This window comes from Streptomyces sp. NPDC058195 (assembly GCF_042883525.1).
Lineage (GTDB): Bacteria > Actinomycetota > Actinomycetes > Streptomycetales > Streptomycetaceae > Streptomyces.
Genome location: NZ_JBHVVM010000001.1, coordinates 387,639 through 408,375, shown reverse-complemented (window position 1 = coordinate 408,375; position 20,737 = coordinate 387,639). Strand labels below are relative to the sequence as shown.

At 70.6% G+C, this 20,737-nt stretch carries 17 protein-coding genes and 1 pseudogene; 13 read left to right on the top strand and 5 right to left on the bottom strand.

Annotated features, from left to right (window positions below; genetic code table 11):
* The first annotated feature begins 22 nt into the window (after positions 1 to 22).
* The 7 genes from ACFVWY_RS01845 (at position 23) to ACFVWY_RS01815 (ending at position 8,195) form a co-directional block, all read left to right on the top strand.
* On the top strand, positions 23 to 676 hold the full coding sequence (locus ACFVWY_RS01845) for an SCO family protein (RefSeq protein WP_389866157.1): 654 nt from the start codon (positions 23 to 25) through the stop codon (positions 674 to 676).
* Positions 673 to 1,122, top strand: coding sequence for a copper chaperone PCu(A)C (locus tag ACFVWY_RS01840; protein WP_389866154.1), 450 nt, complete (start codon positions 673 to 675; stop codon positions 1,120 to 1,122). The genes ACFVWY_RS01845 and ACFVWY_RS01840 overlap by 4 nt, the downstream gene beginning before the upstream one ends.
* 14 nt (positions 1,123 to 1,136) lie before the next feature.
* Positions 1,137 to 3,158 carry a copper resistance CopC/CopD family protein gene (locus tag ACFVWY_RS01835; RefSeq protein WP_389866151.1) on the top strand — a complete coding sequence of 674 codons (2,022 nt, stop codon included), beginning with the start codon at positions 1,137 to 1,139 and terminating at the stop codon, positions 3,156 to 3,158.
* A gap of 125 nt (positions 3,159 to 3,283) precedes the next feature.
* Positions 3,284 to 4,564 (top strand): iron uptake transporter deferrochelatase/peroxidase subunit, encoded by a 1,281-nt coding sequence (efeB, locus tag ACFVWY_RS01830; RefSeq protein WP_389866147.1) that lies wholly within the window; start codon positions 3,284 to 3,286, stop codon positions 4,562 to 4,564.
* Between the two features lie 35 nt (positions 4,565 to 4,599).
* Complete coding sequence (gene pheA / locus ACFVWY_RS01825) at positions 4,600 to 5,535, top strand: prephenate dehydratase (RefSeq protein ID WP_389866145.1); 936 nt, start codon at positions 4,600 to 4,602, stop codon at positions 5,533 to 5,535.
* A gap of 567 nt (positions 5,536 to 6,102) precedes the next feature.
* On the top strand, positions 6,103 to 7,392 hold the full coding sequence (gene serS, locus ACFVWY_RS01820) for a serine--tRNA ligase (protein WP_389866143.1): 1,290 nt from the start codon (positions 6,103 to 6,105) through the stop codon (positions 7,390 to 7,392).
* On the top strand, positions 7,389 to 8,195 hold the full coding sequence (locus tag ACFVWY_RS01815; RefSeq protein WP_389866140.1) for an HAD family hydrolase: 807 nt from the start codon (positions 7,389 to 7,391) through the stop codon (positions 8,193 to 8,195). Before serS ends, ACFVWY_RS01815 begins: the two co-directional genes overlap by 4 nt.
* A 458-nt stretch (positions 8,196 to 8,653) precedes the next feature.
* Here ACFVWY_RS01815 and ACFVWY_RS01810 read toward each other — a convergent pair whose 3' ends face one another.
* The 4 genes and pseudogenes from ACFVWY_RS01810 to ACFVWY_RS01795 form a co-directional block, all read right to left on the bottom strand.
* Positions 8,654 to 9,373: an ABC transporter permease gene (locus tag ACFVWY_RS01810; RefSeq protein ID WP_389866137.1), complete on the bottom strand. Its 720-nt coding sequence runs from the start codon at positions 9,371 to 9,373 to the stop codon at positions 8,654 to 8,656.
* 30 nt (positions 9,374 to 9,403) lie between these two features.
* The gene (locus ACFVWY_RS01805) at positions 9,404 to 10,315 is read right to left on the bottom strand and encodes an ABC transporter ATP-binding protein (RefSeq protein WP_389866135.1); all 912 of its coding nucleotides are present in this window, start codon (positions 10,313 to 10,315) and stop codon (positions 9,404 to 9,406) included.
* Positions 10,312 to 11,220 carry an ABC transporter permease gene (locus ACFVWY_RS01800; RefSeq protein ID WP_389866133.1) on the bottom strand — a complete coding sequence of 303 codons (909 nt, stop codon included), beginning with the start codon at positions 11,218 to 11,220 and terminating at the stop codon, positions 10,312 to 10,314. The genes ACFVWY_RS01805 and ACFVWY_RS01800 overlap by 4 nt, the downstream gene beginning before the upstream one ends.
* Positions 11,213 to 12,230 (bottom strand): annotated as a pseudogene (locus tag ACFVWY_RS01795) (ABC transporter ATP-binding protein); the annotation flags it as partial. The pseudogene ACFVWY_RS01795 and the gene ACFVWY_RS01800, both read right to left, overlap by 8 nt.
* A 284-nt stretch (positions 12,231 to 12,514) precedes the next feature.
* Here ACFVWY_RS01795 and ACFVWY_RS01790 point away from each other — a divergent pair.
* The 6 genes from ACFVWY_RS01790 to ACFVWY_RS01765 all read left to right on the top strand — a co-directional run bounded on the left by ACFVWY_RS01790 (position 12,515) and on the right by ACFVWY_RS01765 (position 18,890).
* Positions 12,515 to 13,366: a M24 family metallopeptidase gene (locus tag ACFVWY_RS01790; RefSeq protein WP_389866130.1), complete on the top strand. Its 852-nt coding sequence runs from the start codon at positions 12,515 to 12,517 to the stop codon at positions 13,364 to 13,366.
* A complete protein-coding gene (locus ACFVWY_RS01785) occupies positions 13,363 to 15,132 on the top strand; it encodes an SDR family oxidoreductase (protein ID WP_389866128.1) in 1,770 nt (589 codons plus the stop codon). Before ACFVWY_RS01790 ends, ACFVWY_RS01785 begins: the two co-directional genes overlap by 4 nt.
* Positions 15,129 to 16,109, top strand: coding sequence for a MerR family transcriptional regulator (locus ACFVWY_RS01780; protein ID WP_389866125.1), 981 nt, complete (start codon positions 15,129 to 15,131; stop codon positions 16,107 to 16,109). Before ACFVWY_RS01785 ends, ACFVWY_RS01780 begins: the two co-directional genes overlap by 4 nt.
* 149 nt (positions 16,110 to 16,258) lie before the next feature.
* Positions 16,259 to 16,801: an RNA 2'-phosphotransferase gene (locus tag ACFVWY_RS01775; RefSeq protein ID WP_389866123.1), complete on the top strand. Its 543-nt coding sequence runs from the start codon at positions 16,259 to 16,261 to the stop codon at positions 16,799 to 16,801.
* Between the two features lie 125 nt (positions 16,802 to 16,926).
* Complete coding sequence (locus ACFVWY_RS01770; RefSeq protein WP_389866121.1) at positions 16,927 to 17,826, top strand: LLM class flavin-dependent oxidoreductase; 900 nt, start codon at positions 16,927 to 16,929, stop codon at positions 17,824 to 17,826.
* A gap of 197 nt (positions 17,827 to 18,023) precedes the next feature.
* Positions 18,024 to 18,890 carry an HAD hydrolase family protein gene (locus ACFVWY_RS01765; protein WP_389866118.1) on the top strand — a complete coding sequence of 289 codons (867 nt, stop codon included), beginning with the start codon at positions 18,024 to 18,026 and terminating at the stop codon, positions 18,888 to 18,890.
* 62 nt (positions 18,891 to 18,952) lie between these two features.
* On the opposite strand, the gene ACFVWY_RS01760 is transcribed toward ACFVWY_RS01765, so the two are convergent.
* Positions 18,953 to 20,659 carry a GAF domain-containing sensor histidine kinase gene (locus ACFVWY_RS01760; protein WP_389866116.1) on the bottom strand — a complete coding sequence of 569 codons (1,707 nt, stop codon included), beginning with the start codon at positions 20,657 to 20,659 and terminating at the stop codon, positions 18,953 to 18,955.
* Positions 20,660 to 20,737: the final 78 nt, after the last annotated feature.

Here is a 20,737-nt window from a genome sequence, read left to right as displayed (position 1 = left end):
GATCACCAGGAATCAGCGCTCCATGTACAAGAAGACAGTGCTGGCCGCGGCGTTCGTCGCCGCGGCCGCGCTCACCCTGTCCGCCTGCGGCAGCGGTGACGACAACGCCAAGAAGCCCATCGCCGATGTGTCGGTCCAGCCGAAGACCAAGGCCGCGACCGTCCTGGACCAGCCGTTCACCAAGCCGGATCTCGTCCTCACCGACACCCACGGCAAGAAGTTCGACCTCCGGGAGCGGACCAAGGGCAAGCCGACGCTGATCTACTTCGGCTACACCAACTGCCCGGACGTCTGCCCTCTCATCATGAGCAACATCGCCATCGCCAAGAAGGCGCTGCCCAAGGCCGACCAGGACAAGCTCCAGGTCGTCTTCGTGACCACCGACCCCGAGCGGGACACCCCGTCCTCGCTCGGCAGCTGGCTCAAGGCCCAGGACCCCTCCTTCATCGGCCTCACCGGCTCCTTCCCGGCCATCCAGGCGGGCGCGCGCCAGATCGGCATCGGCATCGACGCGCCGAAGAAGGAGAAGGACGGCACGGTCGTCTCGATGCACGGCTCGCAGGTCGTCGCGTTCTCGCCGAAGACCGACCAGGGCTACCTCATCTACAGCGAGGACACCTCGCCGGACGACTACACCAAGGACCTCCCGAAGATCGTCGCGGGAGCCACCCCGTGAAGCGGCGTGCCGCGCTCGCCGGTGCCGTCGCCCTCACCGCGGGGCTGACGCTGGCGGGCTGCTCGTCCGCGGAGAGCGGACCGGACATCACGGTGAGCGGCGGGTTCATGCCGCAGCCCGTCAGCGACATGGCGGCCGGATTCCTCGTGGTGAAGAACAGCGGCACCACCTCCGACCGGCTCACCTCCGTCACCAGCCCGCTCTCCGACGACGTCACGATCCACGAGACGAAGAACCAGGCCATGCGCATGGTGACGTCCTTCGACGTGCCCGCCGGCGGCGAGCTGAATCTGGAGCGCGGCGGGAACCACATCATGTTCATGAAGCTCAAGCAGCGGCCCAAACAGGGCGAGAAGGTGTCCGTGGAACTGCACTTCGAGAAGGCCGACCCGATAAAGGTCGACCTTCCCGTGAAGGAGACCACCTACAACCCGAAGACGCAGTGAGGGACTGACTCGTCATGACAGCCACCGCCCCGCACTGCGGACCGGTCCGGGCCCAGACCCCGGCCACTCCCGCGACGCGCCGTCCGTTCGCCGTCGCCGCGCTCCTCGCCGTCCTCGCCGGCATGGTGTTCGGCCTGCTGCTGACGGGCGCGGGCCCGGCGTCCGCGCACGCGGCACTGACCGGGAGTGATCCGCAGGACGGGGCGGTGGTCGCCACCGCCCCCGAGCAGGTCACGCTCACCTTCTCCGAGCAGGTCGCCTTCGGCAAGGACTCCATCCGCGTACTGGACCCGGACGGCACACGCGCCGACACCGGCGCCGAACCGCGCGACCTGCAGGACGGCTCCGCCGTGCGGTACGGCGTGGCGCTGCGCACCGGGCTGTCCGACGGGACGTACACGGTCGCCTGGCAGGCCGTGTCCGCGGACAGCCACCCGGTGTCCGGCGCCTTCACCTTCTCCATCGGCGCCCCTTCGCAGACAGCCGCGGCGGTGCCCGGCCAGGAGGCCGGCGGCGGACTCGTCGGCACCCTCTACGGCATCGCGCGCTACGCCGCGTACGCCGGTTTCATCCTGCTCGTCGGCGGCTCCGCCTTCGTACTGGCCTGCTGGCGGGGCGGGGCGGGGGCGCGTCCGCTCCAGCGCCTCGTGGTGCGCGGATGGATGACCCTGACCATCGCCACCCTGGCCATGCTGCTGCTGCGCAGCCCGTACACGGGGTCGGGGAAGCTCGCGGACGCCTTCGACCTCGACGGTCTGAAGGCCGTGCTCGACACCAAGCCCGGTGCCGCACTGGTCTCCAGGCTGCTGCTGCTCGGAGCCTCCGCGCTCTTCATCGCCGTGCTCTTCGGGACCTACGCCCGGCGTGAGGACCAGCGCGAGCAGAAGGACCTCACGTTCGGGCTGGCCATCGGCGGCACGGTGATCGCCGCCGGAATCGCCGGTACGTGGGCGCTCGCCGAGCACGCCTCGGCCGGGCTCCAGCCGGGCATCGCGATGCCGGTCGACGTACTGCACCTCCTGGCCGTCGCCGCCTGGCTCGGCGGTCTCGTGGCCCTGCTGGTCGCGCTGCACCGCACTCCCGGCCTCGACGACGCGGCGGTACGGCGTTTCTCCTCTATGGCGTTCGGCAGCGTGGTCGTACTCGTCGCGACCGGGATCTACCAGTCGTGGCGTCAGGTCGGCACCTGGTCCGCGCTCACCGGCACCGGGTACGGACAGCTGCTGATCGCGAAGGTGGTGCTGGTCGCCGTCATGGTCGCGATCGCCTGGACGTCGCGGCGCTGGACGGCCCGGCTGGGCGGGAGCGAGGGCGGGGGCGCGGAGGACGGCCGTACGACGGCGGCCGAGGCCCCCGAGAGGCCCACGGATCCCGGGCGTCGCGAGACTCCCGGGGCTTTCGGGGAGTCCGGGGTTTCCGGAGCTCGCGAGGCTTCCGGGGGATCCGCGCAGGACGTTGGTCCCGAGCGGGCCGCCCAGCTCGCCCGTCAGCAGGCCGCCGTGGCCACCGCCGAGAAGAAGCGGCGCCGCGACGCCGACCCCGACCGGTCCGGGCTGCGGCGCTCGGTGCTGGCGGAGGCGGGGGTCGCCGTGGTGCTGCTGGCGGTGACGACGGTCCTGACCTCGACCGAGCCCGCGCGTACCGAGGAGGAGGCGTCCCGCGCGTCGACGGCGGCGTCCGCCCCGGTGGCCGAGGGCCCGGTCACCATGAAGGTGCCCTTCGACACCGGCGGTGAGAAGGGCAGCGGAACGGTGCGGCTGGAGATCACCCCGGCCCGTACCGGCGCCAACGAGCTGCACCTGTGGATCGACGGCGCTGACGGGAAGCCCCTGGACGTCCCCGAGGTGAAGGTCTCCCTCACGCTGAAGTCCCAGGACATCGGCCCGCTCCCGGTCGCCTCGGCCCGGCTGGCCGAGGGGCACTGGACCGCCAGCGACGTCCGGATCCCGATGCCGGGCGCCTGGAAGGTCGCGGTGACCGTCCGTACGTCGGACATCGATCAGACGACCGTCGACAAGACCATGAAGATCGGCTGAGCAGGATCGTGAGCACAGACAGCAGCGAGAAGACGCGGAGCGGTACGGCGAACGGCCGTCGCACGGCGGAAGGACGCCGCACGGCGGAAGGGCCTCGCACGCCGGAAGGACGTCGTACGAACGACGTGGACGCGGGCGGGGACGCACGCGTGGGCGGATCCATCTCCCGGCGGCGGCTGATCGGCGGCGCGGGCGCGGCCGGTGCGGCCGGGCTGGTGCTCGGCGCGACGGGCGGTGCGGCCGGTTACGCCGCGACCCGGCCCGACGAGCCCACCGCGCTGACCGCGGTCGGGACCACGCGAGCGATGTTTCACGGGAAACATCAACCGGGGATCACCACTCCGCTTCAGGCCAGCGGCCATCTCATCGCCTTCGACCTGGTGCCCGGCGCCGGGCGCAAGGAGGCCATCGCCCTGATGCGCCGCTGGTCGGAGCTGGCCGGGCGGCTGATGGCCGGGGAGTCCGCCGGGAGCGGCGCGGCGGACGGCCCGGACCACGACACCGGGATCGCGCTGGACGCCGGGCCGTCCTCGCTGACCCTCACCTTCGGTTTCGGCCGGACCTTCTTCGGACGCACCGGGCTGACCGACCGCCGCCCGCCGGGGCTCGACCCGCTGCCGCCGTTCTCCTCCGACCGTCTCGACGCCCGGCGCTCCGAGGGCGACCTCTGGGTCCAGATCGGCGCGGACGACGGGCTCGTGGCCTTCCACGCGCTGCGCGCCGTGCAGCGGGCGTCCGCTCCGGCGGCCAGGGTCCGCTGGCAGATGAACGGCTTCAACCGGTCCCCCGGTGCCACGGCCCGGCCGATGACCGCCCGCAATCTGATGGGCCAGGTCGACGGCACCAACAACCCGAAGCCCGCCGAGAGCGACTTCGACCGCCGCGTCTTCGTCCCCGCCGGGACCGGTACACCGTACGAGTGGCTCGCGGGCGGCTCGTACGCGGTCGTGCGCCGGATCAGGATGCTGCTGGACGACTGGGAGAAACTTCCGGTGGCCCGGCAGGAGCAGGTCATAGGGCGCCGGAAGAAGGACGGTGCCCCGCTCAGCGGCGGCGCCGAGACCACACCGATGGACCTCGACCGGGCGGGCCCGGACGGCAAGCTCCTGATCCCGGACAACGCCCATGCCCGGATCTCCTCGCCCGGGAAGAACAGCGGCGCGGCCATGCTGCGGCGCCCCTTCTCGTACCACGACGGCATCGCGGAGGACGGCACCCCGGACGCCGGTCTGCTGTTCATCTGCTGGCAGGCCGATCCGCTGCGCGGTTTCGTGCCGGTGCAGCGGAAGCTGGACCGGGGCGATGCCCTGTCTCCGTTCATCCGGCACGAGGCGAGCGGCCTGTTCGCGGTGCCGGGCGGTGCGGCGGAGGGCGAATACGTGGGGCAGCGGCTGCTCGAATCCTGAGCCCCCGTGGCCGGAAGGCCCATTAGGGTGACGACATGTCCGCCACGCGCTACGCCTATCTCGGCCCCGAAGGCACCTTCACCGAGGTCGCCCTCCGTACGCTCCCGGAAGCCGCCACCCGCGAGCTCGTCCCGATGGTCTCCGTACCGGCCGCGCTGGACGCGGTACGCAGCGGGGCCGCCGCGGCGGCCCTGGTGCCGATCGAGAACTCGGTCGAGGGCGGCATCAACGCGACGCTCGACGAACTGACCTCCGGCGAGCCGCTGATGATCTACCGCGAGGTGCTGCTCTCCATCAGCTTCGCGCTCCTGGTGCGGCCGGGCACCGAGCTGTCCGACATCAAGTCGGTCACCGCGCACCCGGCCGCACAGCCGCAGGTGCGCAACTGGATGGCCGCCCACCTCCCGGACGCCGTGTGGGAGTCGGCGGCCTCCAACGCGGACGGGGCCCGGCTGGTGCAGGAGGGCCATTACGACGCCGCCTTCGCCGGTGAGTTCGCGGCGGCGACCTACGGTCTCGTACCGCTGGTGACCGAGATCCACGACGCGGAGAACGCGCAGACGCGTTTCGTCCTGGTGGGCCGCCTCGCCCGCCCGGCGGCACCGACGGGCGCGGACAAGACGTCGGTGGCCATCTGGATGGGCGAGGACCGTCCCGGCGCCCTGCTCGAACTGCTCCAGGAGTTCGCGGTGCGCGGGGTGAACCTGATGCTGATCCAGTCGCGGCCGACCGGGGCCGGCATCGGGAACTACTGCTTCGCGGTGGACGCCGAGGGCCACATCGCGGACCGCCGGGTCGGCGAGGCGCTGATGGGTCTGAAGCGGATCTGCCCGAAGGTGCGGTTCCTGGGCTCGTACCCGCGGGCCGGGGTCGACCCGCGGGACGTTCCCCCGCTGCGGACCGGGACCTCGGACGCGGAGTTCACCGAGGCCTCCGACTGGCTGGCCCGGAACCTGGATGGCCGGGGCTGACGACGGCGCGCATCCTAAGATTTTCGTCCGCACAGTTATCCACCGAGTTATCCACAGGGCGGAGTCCCAGCCTGGGGACAAGTCGACAGTCGCTCACGACATCATCGACAAATCACCCTGGTCGCCACAGACGCGTCCACAGTCCGCCGAGCCATCCCAGGCACCCCGCATCCCTCAATTCCATTGATCAACTCATGAAGATGGCCAATTCCCACCCGAACGAGCGTCTGAAGCGGGTTTGAACCGGAAATCCGTGAGCCATCGCGAGGCTTTCGGAATGCCGCCCTCCGGCATCCACAGAACTTCCTCACAGCCTGTGGATAACTCTCAGGAGCCTCGGAACCTGTGGACAAGCGAGGCTCAACTGCCGCCCCGAGCAAGGGCCATACGTCAAGCGAACAAGGCCATCTGCCCCATTCGGGCGAATAGACGCTTACTACTGACGCGCGGAATCCTCTCCGGCCGCGCAATCTCCCCCAGCATCACCAATTCCGGCAATCTGGGCAAAGTGACACGCTCGTCCATATCGGTTCGAGAGGGGGAAGGGCGCACCGGTAGCCTGGAGGGGTGATTGACCTTCGCCTGCTCCGTGAGGACCCCGACCGTGTTCGCGCCTCCCAGCGCGCCCGTGGAGAGGACGTCGGCCTCGTCGACGCCCTGCTCTCCGCCGACGAGCTGCGCAGGTCGTCCGGTGTCCGCTTCGACGAACTCCGCTCCGAGCAGAAAGCGCTCGGCAAACTCATCCCCAAGGCCTCGCCCGAGGAGCGCGCCGAGCTGCTCAAGCGGGCCGAGCAGCTGAAGACCGACGTCAAGGCCGCCGACGCGGCCCAGAACGAGGCGGACGCCGAGGCCAAGAGCCTGATGCTGCAGATCGGCAACATCGTCCACGCGGACGTGCCGGTCGGCGGCGAGGAGGACTTCGTCGTCCTGGAGACGCACGGCACCATCCGTGACTTCGGGGCCGAGGGCTTCGAGCCCAAGGACCACCTGGAGCTCGGCGAGAAGCTCGGCGCCATCGACATGGAGCGGGGTGCCAAGGTCTCCGGCTCGCGCTTCTACTACCTGACGGGCGTCGGCGCCCTGCTGGAGCTGGCCCTGGTCAACGCGGCGATCGCGCAGGCCACCGAGGCCGGCTTCGTCCCGATGCTGACCCCGGCGCTGGTCCGCCCGCGCGCCATGGAGGGCACCGGTTTCCTCGGCCAGGCCGCGGAGAACGTCTACCACCTGGAGAAGGACGACTACTACCTGGTCGGCACCTCCGAGGTCCCGCTCGCCGCGTACCACATGGACGAGATCATCGACGCCGAGCAGCTCCCGCTGCGCTACGCCGGTTTCTCGCCCTGCTTCCGCCGTGAGGCCGGTACGTACGGCAAGGACACCCGTGGCATCTTCCGGGTCCACCAGTTCGACAAGGTCGAGATGTTCTCGTACGTCGACCCGGCCGACGCCGAGGCGGAGCACCGCAGGCTCCTGGACTGGGAGAAGCAGTGGCTCACCTCTCTTGAGCTGCCGTTCCAGGTGATCGACGTGGCCACCGGCGACCTGGGCGCCTCGGCCTCCCGGAAGTTCGACTGCGAGGCGTGGATCCCGACGCAGGGCAAGTACCGCGAGCTCACCTCCGCGTCGAACTGCGACAGTTTCCAGGCCCGCCGCCTGGCCGTCCGGATGCGCGACAGCCACGACGGCAAGAAGGTCCTCCAGCCGCTGGCCACGCTGAACGGCACGCTCTGCGCCGTACCGCGCACCATCGTGGCGATCCTGGAGAACCACCAGCTGGCCGACGGTTCGGTACGGGTGCCCGAGGTACTCCGGCCGTACCTGGGCGGACGCGAGGTCCTGGAGCCGGTCTCCAAGTGACCTTTCCGTACAAGCTCGTCGCGACCGACCTCGACGGCACACTGCTGCGTGACGACGACACGGTCTCCGAGCGCACGCGCGAGGCACTGCTCGCGACCGCCGCGGCCGGTGCCGCGCACATCATCGTCACCGGCCGGTCGGTTCCCTGGACGCGCCACATCCTGGACGACCTGGGCTACGAAGGGCTCGCGGTCTGCGGCCAGGGCGCGCAGGTCTACCACGCGGGTGAGCGCAGGCTGCTGACCTCGCTCACGCTCGACCGGCAGCTCGCCGGTCTCGCGCTGTCCAAGGTCGAGGCCGAGGTCGGCCCGCTGGCCATGGCGGCGAGCCGCGACGGGCTCGACGGCGAGGTGCTGGTCGGCCCCGGCTACCGCGTACAGGAGGGCCCGCTTCCGGCGGTCTTCGTGGAGGACCCGGCCGAGCTGTGGTCCGCGCCGCTGAACAAGGTCTACATCCAGCACCCCGAGCTGGACGACGACGCCCTGGCGACGGCGGCGCGTGCGGCCGTCGGCAATCTCGTGGACGTGGTCATGGCGGGTCCGGGAGTGGTGGAGATCCTTCCGCTGGGGCTGAGCAAGGCGACCGGGCTCTCCCTGGCCGCGCGTCGGCTGGGCGTGAAGGGCGCGGACACCCTGGCCTTCGGCGACATGCCGAACGACATCCCGATGTTCGCCTGGTCGCGGCACGGCGTGGCGATGGCCAACGCGCACAAGCAGCTGAAGAGCGTGGCCCAGGAGATCACGACGTCCAACCAGGACGACGGGATCGCCGTCGTCCTGGAACGGCTCCTCCAGTCGTCGTAGGACTGAGGCGGTGACTGCGCCGGTCACTGAGCGGGTGACTGAGCCGCACGTGACTTCCGTCCGGGAGCATGACAAGGCTCTTCACCCTGCCGAGGGCTCCGGCGCGCCCCATCTGTCCGGCACACGGCGCGCGTGATCCGAGCGGGGCGGCTTCTGTGGGCATGGGCATGCCGTCTGTCCTGCGACGAGGACGGACAGCCCCGTCCCGGGCTCGAAGGGCAGCGGACGCCCACGGATGCCACCCGCTCGATGGCCGGCCCGGCGGGTGCTCCCCACCGGCATCGGCGTTCCCCTGATGCGCGAAGACCACGACGCCACGCAGTCCGGGGCCGCCTCCACGCACCTCGGCCAACGAACCGGTAGACGCACAGTGACGGGGAAAGTCACCTGGAACACATCAACCCCCGCCGGGAGGGCGGGGGTTGACGAAGGCGGAGGGTGCCGGGGAGAGCCCCCTCTCACTCCTCTCCGGCCAGCTTCAGCGTGCGCAGCTTCTGGCCCGCGTACCAGGTCGCCAGCACCGTGACCGCCACCAGCAGGACCGTCGCCGTCGGCAGCCCGACGTCGGAGGTGATCGTGCCCGTCCCGCCGACCTTCTCGGCGACGGCGAGGGACCACTGCTGAACGCTGAGCGTGCGCGCCCCGGGGACCAGCGAGCCGAACAGGGCCTCCCACACCAGCGCGTAGACGAGCCCGAGGACGACCGCGTGCCGGCTGACCGTGCCCAGCAGCAGGAACAGCGCGCTGTACGCGATCGAGGCGACCAGGGCGGCGATGGTGTACGCCACCGCGATCTGCTGGCCGTTGCCGTTGAGGATCAAACCCGCGACCAGCGTCGGCAGCGCCGAGAACACCATGGTCACGGCGATGGCGACGATCAGCTTGGTGAAGATGATCGTCGGCCGCTTCACCGGCTTGGACAGCAGATAGACGATCGATCCGTCATCGATCTCGGGACCGATGGCCCCTGTCCCGGCGATCACGCCGATCAGCGGCACCATCGTGGCGATGGCGAAACCGCCCAGCACGTCCGATGCCACCTGGTCGTCGGTCCCGGTGAACATCCGTACCGCGACGGAGATCAGCACCAGAAGGACCGGCAGGACGAACAGGATGGCGGCCCGGCGCCGTCCGAGCAGGGCCCGGTAGGTGAGCCGGGCGACTGTGGGTTCGTACATGACGCTTCACAGCTCCTTTCAGGCCACTACTCAGGCCGATACGAGATAGGAAAAGACCGATTCGAGGGACTCGTCGGACGGCGATACGGCCAGAAGACGGATTCCGTGCTCGCGTGCGACCTTCGGCAGCAGTTCGGTGAAGCGCGCGAAGTCGACCGCCTGGATACGCAGAGCCCGCTCGCCCAGGTCCACCTCGATGCCCGCCGTCGACGGGTCGGCGATCAGCGCGGCGGCGAGGGCTCGGTCGTCGCTGGAGCGTACGAGATAGCGGTGCGGGCGGTCCGTCATCAGTCGGCGGATCTTGCGGAAGTCGCCGGACGCCGCGTGCCGCCCGGCCACGATCACCTCGATGTGGGAGGCGAGCTGCTCGACCTCTTCGAGGATGTGCGAGGAGAAGAGCACCGTACGGCCCTCCTCCCCCATCCGTCGCAGCAGGTGCATCAGCTGCATCCGCTGCCGGGGGTCCATGCCGTTGAACGGCTCGTCGAGCAGCAGCACCGAGGGCTCGTGGACCAGCGCGGACGCCATCTTCACGCGCTGGCGCATGCCCTTGCTGTACGTCGAGATCTTGCGGTCCTGCGCGTACTCCATCTCGACGGTGGCCAGGGCCCGTCGCGCCTCCGCGTCACCGAGGCCCTGGAGCTCGGCGTTGGCGACGACGAACTCGCGGCCGGTCAGGAAGTCGTACATGGCTTCCCGCTCCGGCACGATGCCGATCTCCCGGTACACGGCCTCGTTGCGCCAGATCGGCTTGCCGCCCAGCGTGACCGTGCCGGTCGACGGGGCGAGGAACCCGGCCATCATGTTGATCAGCGTGGACTTCCCCGCGCCGTTGGGCCCGAGCAGTCCGGTGACGCCCGGCCCCACCGTCATGCTCACGTCGTTGACGGCGACCACGTTGCCGAACCAGCGCGAGGTGTGGTCGATCTCGATGGTGGTCACAGCCCGGCCCTCCGGTAACGGCGCATCAGTACGGCGTAGCAGCCGGAGACGAGCGCGAGAAATACGATCAGATAGACCATCCCGGCTCCGGCTCCCGGGCCTTCCCCTCCGGGGAAGGCCGAGTCAGCGCCGAGGAAGGCGGTCTGCAGGCCGCCGATCAGGGTGATGGGGGAGAACAGCCCCAGCCACTCCACGGCGCCTTCGGAGCCCGTCTGCCAGGTGATGTTCTGGACCGTGGAGACCGCGCCGTACGTGATGGTCAGTACGGCGATCACGGCGGCGACGCCGAAACCGCGGCGCGGCGTCAGCGCCGCCATCACCAGGCCGAGCGCGGCGAAGAGCACGGAGAGCAGCGCGACCGAGACCATGCCCTGTCCGAATCCCTTGGTCTGCTCGGCGAAGTCGAACTTCGCGAGGAGCGCGCCCAGGTAGAGGATGACGAGCGGCGCGCCGGTGAGGATGAGAAGGGCGGATGCCATGGCCGCCAGCTTGGCCACGACGTAGTCCACCCGCTCGATGGGCCGCGAGAAGTACAGCGGCATGCTCCTGAAGCGCAGGTCCCGGGAGACCGACTGCGGTGCCTGGGCCGCGAGGAAGAGGCCGATCACGGCTTGGAGGTAGATCGCGAACGCGGTGTACTTGATCGGCAGCGCCGTCGTGCCGGGGGTGGAGATGGCTACGGCGACGATGATCGACGCGACCAGGCACATCACCCCGGCCATCAGCATCGGCAGCACCTTGGACTTGGCGGAACGGCCCAGTCCGAAGGCTCCGCGCAGTGACTGCGTGTAGAGCGAGCGCCGCGCGTAGCCCCGGCCCAGCCGGGGGCCGTCGTAGGAGCGGTAGCCGATGTTGTGGATGCGGGAGGTCTCGCTCCCGGCCGCGGTGCCGGTCTCGGTACTCATCACGACCGCTCCCCTTCTGCTGTACGGGCGGCTGATGTGTGCGCGTCGGATGTGCCCGGCGTACCCTGCGCCGGAACGGCGGAGGCATGGGCCTCCTCGGCGTGGAAGACCTCGGCGATGTGGTGGCGGCGCTGTTCCATCCGCACGAGGCCGAGTCCGAGCCCGGCGACGCTGTCGCGCACGGTGTCGTACGTCTCCTCGCCGGTCGCCTCGACCAGCAGGATGTGACCGGCGCCGGGCAGCCCCTGGGTGTCGAGCCCGTCGCTGCCGAGCAGCTTCACCCCGGCCTCGGTGAGGGTGCGGCGCAGTGCGTCGGTGCCGTCGGGGTGGGTGTCGCTGTCGGTGACCTCGACCGCGAGGGTGGCGGTGGTCTGGGTGAAGTCGCTGGTGGAACTGGAGCGCAGCAGGGCGCCGCCGTCGATGACGACGACGTGGTCGCTGGTGCGTTCCAGCTCGCCCAGGAGGTGCGAGGTGACCAGGACCGAGATGCCGAAGTCGGTGTGGATGCGGCGGATCAGTCCGAGCATCTCGTCGCGGCCGACCGGGTCCAGACCGTTGGTCGGCTCGTCGAGCAGCACCAGGCGCGGGTCGTGGACGAGCGCCTGGGCCAGCTTCACACGCTGTTTCATGCCGGTGGAATAGCCGCCGATGGGGCGGTAGCGCTCTTCGTAGAGGCCCACGTGCCGCAGGGTGTCGGCGGTGCGCTCGCGCGCCGCGGTCGGGGGCAGCCCGGACATCCGCGCCATGTGGACGACGAACTCGGTGGCCGAGACGTCGGGCGGCAGGCAGTCGTGCTCGGGCATGTAGCCGACCCGTTCCCGAATGGCGGCGCCTTCGGTGGCGACGTCGAGCCCGAGCACAGTCGCCCGGCCCTCGGTGGCGGGGGACAGCCCCAGCAGGATCTTGATCAATGTGGACTTGCCGGCCCCGTTGGAACCCACCAGCCCCGTCACGCCGGGGCCGATGTCCAAGGAGAGCCGGTCAAGCGCGGTCACCCGGGGGAACCGCATAGTCAGGCGCTCAGTCGCGATCACAGTCACCTGTTGAACGTAGTGGCGCGGGCCGCAGCAGTCGTCCACCCTGGCGGCTGGATCGGCATCCGACTCCGGGCGTACGGACCCGTAAGGGGCCACCACGGGGTATGACGTCCGCGGCCCCCGGCGGCCCCCAGCGGCCCACGGGCGGGTTGTCCACAGGTGCGCGCACACCTCTTGACGTAGCCGCCGGGCATTGTCACATTCATCAGTGTCACGTTACGAGCACGTACCGCACACGGCAGGGAACGGACGGTGGCATGCATACGGCGGTGAAGGACGCACAGGCCCCGGAGCTGCGGGGGTTCAGAGAGGTGCAGAGCCTCGCGTACGCCTGCGCGGAAGCGGTCGCGGCACGGCTCAGGCCGGGGGTGACCGAGCGCGAGGCGGCCCGGATGCAGCGCGACTGGCTGCATGAGCGGGGGGTGCGGGACTGGTTCCACCTCCCCTTCGCGTGGTTCGGCGACCGCACGGCGTTCGTCGGTTTCAAGGTGCCGCTGCAGTTCTTCCCGGGCAACCGGAAGCTTGAGCCGGGAATGCCCTTCATCCTCGACATGGCCCCGGTCTACAAGGGCTACACGGCCGACATCGGCTACTCCGGCTGCCTCGGACCCAGCCCCCTGCATGACAAGCTCCTCGCCGACCTGGAGGCCCACCGCGAGCTGATACTGCGCGAGGTGCGCGAGCGGCGCCCGCTGCGCGAGATATACGAGGACGTCGACCGGCTGATGGTCCGGCAGGGGTACGCCAACCGGCACCGCGCCTACCCCTTCGGAGTCATCGCGCACAAGGTCGGCCGGGTCGCCGAACGGCGTTGGTCCCCGCAGGTGTTCGGCTTCGGCACCCAGTCCCTCAAGGGGCTGCTGAGCGACGCCCTGCACGGGCACCGGGACGGCTGGTCGCCGCTGTGGAGTCCGTACCGCTTCTCCGACCACCCGCCGCAGCCGGGGCTGTGGGCGGTCGAGCCCCATCTCGGATTCCGGGGCACGGGTGCCAAGTTCGAGGAGATCCTGGTGGTCACCGACTCCAAGGACCCCGAGCAGAGTGCCTTCTGGCTGGACGACGATCTGCCGCACGTGCGGCGCTGGGCCGAGGAAAGGGTGGCGGCATGAGCCTGCCGGGAGCGCGTGAGCGCCGGGTGCGTACGGGTGGAATCGAGCTGTGCGTCGCGGAAATGGGCGATGCGTCACGGCCGACGGTGGTCCTGGTCCACGGCTATCCGGACAGCAAGGAGGTCTGGGCGGATGTGGCGGAACAGCTGGCCGAGCGATGGCACGTCGTGCTGTACGACGTGCGCGGGCACGGCCGGTCCAGTGCACCGAAGCCGCTGCGCGGCGGCTTCACGCTGGAGAAGCTGACCGACGACTTCCTGGCGGTCGTCGACGCGGTGAGTCCCGGCCGGCCGGTGCATCTCGTCGGGCACGACTGGGGCTCGGTCCAGTCCTGGGAGTTCGCCACGGTCAAGCGGACCGAGGGCCGGATCGCTTCCTTCACCTCGATGTCCGGCCCTTCCCTGGACCACTTCGGGCACTGGATCAAGCAGCGGATGAACAGGCCCACCCCGCGCCGGGTCGGCCAGCTGCTCGGCCAGGGCGCCAAGTCCTGGTACGTGTACATGCTGCATACGCCGGTCCTGCCGGAGCTGGCCTGGCGCGGGCCGCTCGGCAGGCGGTGGCCGCGCATTCTTGAGCGGCTGGAGAAGGTTCCGGCGGGCGACTACCCGACAGCCTCACTGCCCGGCGACGCGGCGCACGGTGCCTGGCTCTACCGGGACAACGTCCGCGCCCGGCTGAGCCGACCGCGGGCCGACGCCTACGCGCATGTGCCGGTCCAGCTGATCACGCCGACCGGCGACGTCTTCCTCTCGGAGAAGCTCTACGACCAACTGGACGCGTGGGTACCGCAACTGGTGCGCCGCTCCCTCGAAGGCAAGCACTGGGTGCCGCGCACCAGGCCGGACCAGCTCGCCGCCTGGATAAGCGAGTTCGTCGCCGCGAACGAAGAGGCCGGGCAGGTCGGTCCGGTCCGGGCCCCCGCACCGACCGGTGCGTACGCGGACCGGTTCGGCGGCCGGCTGGTCCTGGTGACGGGCGCGGCCGGGGGCATCGGCCGGGCCACCGCCTTCGCGTTCGCCGAGGCGGGCGCCCGGGTGGTGGCTGTGGACCGGGACGCGGAGGGGGCGGCCCGGACCGCGGAGATGGCCCGGCTGATCGGCGCTCAGGACGCCTGGGGCGAGGCGGTCGACGTCAGCGACGAACAGGCGATGGAGAAGCTCGCCGAGAAGGTGGCCGCCGAGTACGGCATCGTCGATGTCCTGGTCAACAACGCAGGGATCGGCCTGTCCGGCTCCTTCCTGGACACCACGAGCGAGGACTGGAAGAACGTCCTCGACGTCAATCTGTGGGGGGTCATCCACGGCTGCCGCGCCTTCGGCAGGCAGATGGCCGAGCGCGGCCAGGGCGGCCACATCGTCAACACCGCTTCGGCCGCCGCCTATCAGCCGTCCCGGGCGCTGCCCGCGTACAGCACGTCCAAGGCGGCGGTACTGATGCTCAGCGAGTGCCTGCGGGCCGAGTTCGCCGAGCGGTCGATCGGGGTCAGCGCCATCTGCCCCGGCATCGTCAACACGAACATCACGGCGACGACGCATTTCGCCGGAGCCGACGCCGTCGAGGAGACCCGGCTGCGGAAGCGGACCAGCAGACTGTACGGGCTGCGCAACTACCCGCCGGAGCGGGTCGCCGACGCCGTCCTCAAGGCGGTGGTGCGCAACCAGGCCGTCGTACCGGTGACCCCGGAAGCCCGTGGCGCCCGCTTCCTCTCCCGGTTCGGCCCCGGCGTGCTGCGCGGGATCGCCCGGATGAAGCCGCCGCTGTGAGCCGCACCGCGCGGCCGGTCCCGGCGGCGGACCGGCCGTCCGCCGCCGAGTACCGGATCGAGGACCTCGCACACGCCAGCGGGGCCACGGTCCGCACGATCCGCGCCTACCAGGACCGCGGCCTGCTTCCGACGCCGGAGCGGCGCGGCCGGGCCAATGTGTACCGGGAGACCCATCTCGCCCGGCTCCGGCAGATCGCCGACCTGCTGGACCGGGGCTACACCCTGGCCAGCATCAAGGAGCTGCTGGACGCCTGGGACACCGGTCGCGGGCTGGGCGGAGTGCTCGGGCTCGTCGCCGAGGTGCACGGTCCCTGGACGGATGAGCAGGCCGACCGGATCACCCTGGACGAGCTGATCGACGCGTTCGGTGGTGCTCCGGACGGCGACGCGGTCGCCGAGGCCGTGGAGCTCGGGGTGCTCGAACCGATCCCCGGCAAGCACGACGAGTTTCTGGTGCCCAGCCCCCAGGAACTGGCCGTGGCCGTGGAGTTGCACGCGGCGGGCGTGCCGCTCATCGCCATCTCCGGTCATCTGAGGGAACTTCGCGGCCAGGTCGAGCAGATCGCCTCACGCTTCCTGGAGTTCACCACTGAGCACGTCTTCGCCCGCTATCTCGGCCATCGGCCGCCGACCGACTCGGACGCGGCCGAGGCCGCCGCCATGGTGCGCCGGTTGAGACCGCTCGCCCAGCAGACGGTGGACGCCGAACTGGCCCGTGCCATGCGCATGTTCGCCACCCGGCATCTGCACCACCATCTCGGCGCGGACACCCCGCTCGGCACGGACGCCCCGCGGCTCGCCGCCCTTCCGGTGGAGCTGCCGCCTCATACGATCCAGGCCGTTCAGCGGCTGGTTGGCGTCGAGAACGTTTCCGCGTTCATCACCGCGGCTGCCGAACGTGAGGTACAGACACGCACCTTGGACTCCCTTGCCCCATCTAACAACAAAAGAGACAAAGTTGAGCAAAACACCTAAATCACAGGGGGGTTATCCACATAGCGGCCAACACCTCTGTGGATAAGTCAAACTGACTGTGGATCAAACCTTGGGGTGTCCACTTCCTTCGGAACGTCGCGGACGAAACCCGGATGCGTCGAGGGACCACCGCGGGCACTCTGGCTGACATGGATGAAAGACGCACCGTCAAGGTGTCCAAGTACCTCTCGAAGCATCTGCGTCATCAGCCGGAGCGCATCGGCATCACCCTCGACGCCCAGGGCTGGGTGCCGATCGACACACTGCTGCGTGCCATGGCCCGGCACAACGTCCCCCTCAGCCGGGCCGAGCTGGACCATGTCGTCGCCACGAACGACAAGCGGCGTTTCGCCGTGGAGAACGACCGGATCCGGGCCAGCCAGGGCCACACCATCCCGGTGGACCTCGGTCTGCCGCCCGCCGAACCGCCCGCGTACCTCTACCACGGCACGGTGAACCGGGTGCTGGACTCGATCCGGCGCGAGGGGCTGCGGCCTATGAACCGCACACACGTCCACCTCTCGCCCGACCGCGAGACAGCGACCCGGGTGGGCGCCCGGCGCGGCCGTCCCGTCGTGCTGTCGGTGGACGCGGGGGCGATGCACCGCGCGGGCCACACGTTCCGCGTCAGCGCCAACGGTGTCTGGCTCACCGACGCCGTACCGCCGGAGTTCCTGAGACAGCGCGACTGACCGGCCACGCGGCCGACCGTCCGCACGACTGCACGACCGCGCGACCGCGTCCCGACCGGCGAGGCGTCCGGACGGCGGGACGAACCGCACGACCTTCTGCGACCCGTGACCGTAAGGTCGTGGGCATGCGTCTGAGTACTGTGATCCTGCCGATCCACCGCTGGCGAGAGGGCCGCGAGATCTGGCAGCGCGCCGAGGAACTGGGCTTCCACGCCGCCTACACCTACGACCACCTGGCCTGGCGGAATTTCCGTGACGACACCTGGTTCGGCGCGGTCCCGACCCTCACCGCCGCCGCCGCGGCAACCGAGCACATCCGCCTGGGCACCCTCGTCACCTCCCCCAACTTCCGCCACCCCGTCACCCTCGCCAAGGACCTCATCACGCTGGACGACGTCTCCGGCGGCCGTATCACCCTGGGCATCGGCGCCGGAGGCAACGGATTCGACGCCACGACACTGCGCCGGAGCGGCGAGGAACCGTGGACCCCGCGCGAACGGGCCGACCACTTCGACGAGTTCGTACCGCTGCTCGACCGCTTGCTGAGCGAGCCCTCGGTGACGTACGACGGCACCTTCTACTCGGCGAACGGGGCCCGGAACATCCCCGGCTGCGTCCAGCGCCCCCGGCTGCCGTTCGCGGTGGCCGCCACCGGTCCGCGCGGCATGAGGCTCGCCGCCCGGCACGGCCAGGCCTGGGTCACCACGGGCGACCCCAAGCTGTACGAGACGGGCACCCCCGAGCAGTCCGTGGAGGCCATCCGGAGGCAGATCGCCAAGCTGGACGCGGCCTGCGAGGCCATCGGCCGGGACGCCGCCGAGCTGGACCGGATCCTGCTGACCGGTTTCACCCCGGACCGCCCGCTCGACTCCTTCGACGCCTTCGTCGACTTCGCGGGCACCCACTTCGAGCTGGGGTTCACGGAGATCGTCATCCATACGCCGATCCCCGGCTCCGATTTCGCGGCGGACGAGAAGACCTTCGAGCGCATCGCCACCGAGGGACTGGCCCAGCTCGGCCGCTGAACCTCCCTGCCATGCCGCGGTCACCATGATCACCACGGTGATCGGCATCGCGATCGGCATCGCGATCGGGCCGCGATGGGGCTCGCGATCATCAGCATCGGCATATGCGCGAGGCATGTGTACCTGGTCAGGGGCGTCCATCCTCAGATGTGCGCCCCTGCGCCCGCCCGTGCACACCCGTACGGGAGAATGGGCGGGTGACCTCAGCTTCCGATTCGCCTTCGCCTGCAGCTGTCCGGCTGATCGCCACCGACCTGGACGGAACCCTGCTCCGCGACGACAAGACGGTCTCCGACCGCACGGTCGCCGCGCTCGCCGCCGCCGAGGAGGAGGGCATCGAGGTCTTCTTCGTCACCGGGCGCCCGGCCCGCTGGATGGCGGCCGTCAGTGACCATGTGCACGGACACGGCCTGGCGATCTGCGCCAATGGCGCGGCGGTGGCCGATCTGCACGCGGGTGGGAAGCTGGTCAAGGTCCGCCCGCTGGAGCGCGCCGTCGCCCTGGACGTGGTCCGTTCGCTGCGGGCCGCCGCCCCCGGCACCTCCTTCGCCGTCGAGCTGGCCACCGGCATCCACTACGAACTGGCGTATCCGCCCCTCCACCTGGACCCGCGCGCCACGGTCGCCCCGGTCGAGAAGCTGCTGTACGAAGAGGTGCCCGGCACCGGCTCCCCGATGCTGAAGCTCCTCGCCCACCACACCGACCTGGAACCGGACGCGTTCCTCGCCGTGGCCGTCGAGGCGGCCGGGGACCGGGCGGCCTTCACCCGGTCCAGCCCCACGGCCCTGCTGGAGGTCAGCGCTACCGGGGTCTCCAAGGCCAGCACGCTGGAGCTGTGCTGCGCCGAGCGAGGCATCTCACCCGCCGAGGTCGTCGCCTTCGGGGACATGCCCAACGACGTGGAGATGCTGCGCTGGGCAGGCACCTCGTACGCGATGGGCAACGCCCACCCGGCCGCACTCGCCGCCGCCACGGGCCGTACCGCCACCAACGCCGAGGACGGCGTCGCCGTCGTCATCGAGCAGATCATCGCCGCGCGCCGGGCCCCCGGCCGGGTGCGCTGAGCCTCCCGCTCACGACCTCCCGCTCGGGCGCCGCGCCAAGCCCGGTGCCGCGCCCGGCCGCCTCAGAGCGGCGCCTCCCACACCACCGTCGTACCACCGCCGCCCTCCCCGATGCCGGGCCCGAACCAGCTGGCGCCGCCCAGCGCCTCCGCCCGGCGCGCCAGGTTCCGCAGCCCGCTGCGACGGCCGTCCTCGGGAATGCCCACCCCGTCGTCGGCGACCGACAGCCGCACCGCGGCCCGCCCGTCCGGCAGCGTCGCCGTGGCGTCGACGACGACGTCGATCACTGACGCGTCGGCGTGCCGGAAGGCATTGGACAGGGCCTCCCGCAACGCCGCGATCAGGTTCTTCCCGGTCAGCTCCCCGACCAGCGCGTCGACCGGGCCGAGGAAACGGTACGAGGGCTTGAAGCCCAGCGGAACCGCCGCCGTGTTGATCTCGCGCAGCACGCGGGTGCGCAGCCCCGACGGCGCCTCGGCGGGTTCCTGCTGAAGGGCGAAGATCGCGGTGCGGATCTCCTGGATGGTCACGTCCAGTTCGTCGACCGCCCGGCCGATCCCGTTCTGCTCCTCGGGCACGGCCGACCGGCGCTGGGCGCTCTCCAGCATCATTCCCGTGGCGAACAGCCGCTGGATGACCAGGTCGTGCAGATCGCGGGCGATCCGGTCACGGTCCTCGTAGACCGCCAGCCGCTCCCGGTCCCGCTGCGCCTCGGCCATCATCAGCGCGAGCGCGGCCTGCGAGGCGAACTGGGTGGCGAGGGTCCGCTCCGCCTCGGTGAACGGCCTGCCGCCCCGGGCCCGCGGGGTGGCCAGCGCGCCCAGCACCCGCCCGTCGCTGTGCAGGGGCAGCAGCATGCTCGGGCCGAACCGGGAAGCCAGCCTGGTGACCATCCGGGAGTCGGTGGCCGAGTCGTCCACGAAGACCGGCTCGCCCTCCAGCAGCTTCGCCGCCACCGAGCTCTCTGGCCCGATGATCACCCCGAGCGAGGAGGCCGGGTCGTCGGCGGAGACGGCGACGACCTCGAGCCCGCCGTCCCCGGTGGGCAGCAGCACCACCCCGGCGGCGGCGTCGGCGAGCCGACGGGCCTGTTCGGCGACGACGGAGAGCGCGTCGTCGGCGTCCCCGCCGGAGAGCAGGGCGGTCGTCACGGCCACCGAACCGTCGATCCACCGCTCGCGCTGGCGCGCCGCCTCGTACAGCCGGGCGTTGCCGATGGCGATGCCGGCCTCCGTGGCGAGCACGCGCACCATGTGCAGGTCGTAGTCGTTGAACTCGCCGCCCCCCTCCTTCTCGGCCAGGTACAGGTTTCCGAAGATCTCGCCCTGCACCCGGATCGGGACACCGAGGAACGTCCGCATCGGGGGGTGGCCCGGCGGGAATCCCGCGAACCTCGGATCGGCCGTCAGATCGGCGAGCCGCACCGGGGCCGGGTCGTGGATCAGCGCGCCCAGCAGCCCCCGGTGCCCGTCGGGACGGCGGCCGATCCGGGCCGCCGTCTCGTCCGGCACCCCGTACGTGACGAAGTCGGAGAGGCCCTCGCCCTCCGCGTCGACGACGCCGATCGCGGCGTAGCGGGAGTGGGCCAGCTCGGCGGCCGTCTCACAGATCCGGTCGAGGGTGGAGTGCAGTTCCAGACCCGCGCCGACCGACCGCATGGCCTCCAGCAGCTGGGGGATGCGGGCGGTGATCTCCGTGGACAGGCCCTGGAGACTGCGGGTCGCCCGGGTCGCGGCTTCGAGTGAGTCGTTCGGGTCCTGCTCCGGCATACCCCGAGCGTAGTGAGTACCTATCTGTCGGGAAAGTTGGCTTTTCTCCGCATGTGGTCTCTCCGGTTCGCGTGTCCC